Raw genomic sequence first — 2,701 nt, 5'->3', positions numbered from 1 at the left:
GCATGAATATAATCTTGATATTGCCATCAGCAATGGGGGGCAATTGTTTTTTATTATTGCTGTTATATCATGCCTTATTCCTAATACCCGTTATAAGGTAATGCAGCGCGACGTTAAATCACAGCTAATGATTGAAAAATCAAATGACCAGCTAAAACAGCAAAACACCTCTATCAACGAGAAWAACAACCTTATTGATATGCAATATGAGCAATTACGTAAGCTTGACGGGCAAAAGAACAGCTTTATTAATATTGCGGGCCATGATCTTAAAAACCTCATCGGCTCGATAGTGATGAGTAATAACATGATAAAAGATGAAGATTACCGGCTAAGTAATGATCAAAAAGAATATGTGGGTTATATAACCGAGTCGACCGAAAAGATGCAGTACATGCTTAATAAGCTGATGGATGTAAAAGAGATCGAATCGCCTGAAATGAAATTTAACCTGGAAATATTTGATATTAATATTGAGGTTATGCAAGTTTTTAAGGGCTTGTTTGAAACCGCCCAAATGAAAAACATCCACCTTATTGATAATATTTTAAAGCTGCCGCTTAATGTAAGGCTCGATAAGGTATTTGCAGGGCAGKTATTTCAAAATCTGTTATCAAATGCCATAAAATTTTCGCAAACCAATAATACTATAAAAGTAGTAACCAGCCTTCAGCGCCAACGTTTTGTATTTGAATTAATTGACGAAGGTATTGCTATTGGACAGGATGAATTGGATATGATGTTCAATAAATTAAAAACACTTAATGATACATCGGGCGTTACCGAAAGCCGCCTGGGGCTTGGCCTTTCGATAGCCAAACTCATGACCCAGGAAATGGGTGGCGAACTATCATACCGCAGTGACGAGAATGGTAATTATTTCAGAGTAGAATTTTACGTTATAAATTAATTATTTACAACCAGATGAATAAACTTTTATCCCTCTTAGCCTTTTTATTTCTCTTCAGCACGGCATCAAGAGCACAAAACATGGTATCCTTTAAATCGTTGGGCCATGATGACGACGTAATATATGGCATGAGCGGCGCCAATTCATTTTATTTTAAGATCACACCGCTTACCGAGATGAATGGCAGCAAAGTGGTTTTATTTTTTGAACCATCACAAGCTTTGTTAAAAGAACGCTCGTTCATCAACGTTATTATTAATAATAAGCCGGCATATAGCGGCAGAATGACCAAAGATTCTATCCAAAAAATAGCCCTTAACTTAACCAGGGCCGATCTGTCGAACGATAAATTCCTGAAAGTACAGATAAAAACCCTCCTCACTATAACAGATGATGAGTGCCGCGACCTGGATAACCCCGCCATGTGGGTAAAGGTTAAAAACTATTCATACCTGTCGCTGGTGCGCAGCAATAAAAGTTTTTTTAGCAACGTAAACATCAGCAATTGCTTCGATTCAAAAAAAGCGATCGTTTACCCCGCCAATCCTTCACTGCACGACCTTAAAGCCGTAGCATGGGCTTATTCAAGACTGAAAAAGACCCAAACAAGAGACATCATGGTGTATGACGAATCTCATGTTCCGGATAGTGTAAGAAACTACATCAGGGTTGGCAATATATCATCACTGCCGGCAGCGGCGCGCGATCTTATTAAAATATCGCCGCAAAGCGATCAGGGTTTATTTTACCTGCACAAATCAATTAGCCTGGTTACCGATACCAATACCCGCATGGTTGAATCCAGGGGCGTACTTGTACCTGTTAAAGTAGCATCACAGGAAAATGTTATTAAAGAAATTTTATTTGTAACCGGCGGCGACGATAAAGGGTACGAAAAAGCCATCACCGCTTTAGGTAACATGAATGTTTTAAATTCAACTTATGGCGATTACCTGTTGATTGAAAAAGCGCAAAACACCTTCTCGAAAACAATTGATGAAAACCGCTCAAAGCTTTCTTTAAAACAAATTGGCGGTGTGGGCGACTTCCTATCGGGCATAGGTTCATTAAAAAGCGCTTATACCTTTAAAAACAGCGATTTTAGCTTTACACCAAAAGAAGTTGAGATAAGGTTTATAGCCAATTACAGCGCTTTAAGCCCAGGCGACCGCGGTTTCTTCAACATCTATTTAAATGGCTTGCTTATCAGCAGCGAAAAACTGGATGCAACCGGCAAATTAAATACAGCCATAACCATTAACCGTTACCAGCACCATAAATACAACACCCTTGAGGCCGAATTTAGGTTTTACCCAACAAGCGGGCATTGTAAGGATAGTTTTACCAACTTTTTTGCCGAGGTTGACGTAGATAAATCATACCTGGAATCAAAAAACCCTTTTGTAACCAGCGACCTGAGCTTTTATCAGTATCCGGAAGCATTTAATACCGGTACCACACGCATAGTTGTTAGCAAGGATTATGCAAAATATGCCGCCGGTGCAATGGGCGAAATCATTTATGAACTAAACAATAACATTAACGCCAACAATTTCCCTGAATTTGTTTACTCGAGCGATATTCCATCAGCCGATCTTAAAAAATATAACATTATTGCCCTGTTATCAAAAGATGACCCGCTATTAAAGGACTTCGCTGATGCGCCAATTCAGTTCGACAGGGACTTTAGGCTATACAATACCGATACCAATACCCCGGTATATTCATTATCAGATACGGTATCAAACGGCCTGGCCCAGATATTTTACGGGCGCAGCAATAACGCCACGC

2 protein-coding genes are annotated in these 2,701 nt (G+C 39.4%); both read left to right on the top strand.

Annotated elements, in window-relative coordinates; translation table 11 throughout:
* Positions 1-910: sensor histidine kinase (locus AC1DPZ_RS25035; RefSeq protein ID WP_477408605.1), on the top strand; the 910-nt coding region annotated here is incomplete at its 5' end.
* Between the two features lie 14 nt (positions 911-924).
* The coding region (locus AC1DPZ_RS25030) for a cellulose biosynthesis cyclic di-GMP-binding regulatory protein BcsB (RefSeq protein WP_477408603.1) at positions 925-2,701 on the top strand (1,777 nt) is incomplete at its 3' end.

Source organism: Mucilaginibacter sp. P4_G9, from assembly GCF_056400985.1.
The sequence above is the reverse complement of the archived record's forward strand: the minus strand, read 5'-3'. Positions and strand labels throughout refer to the sequence as shown.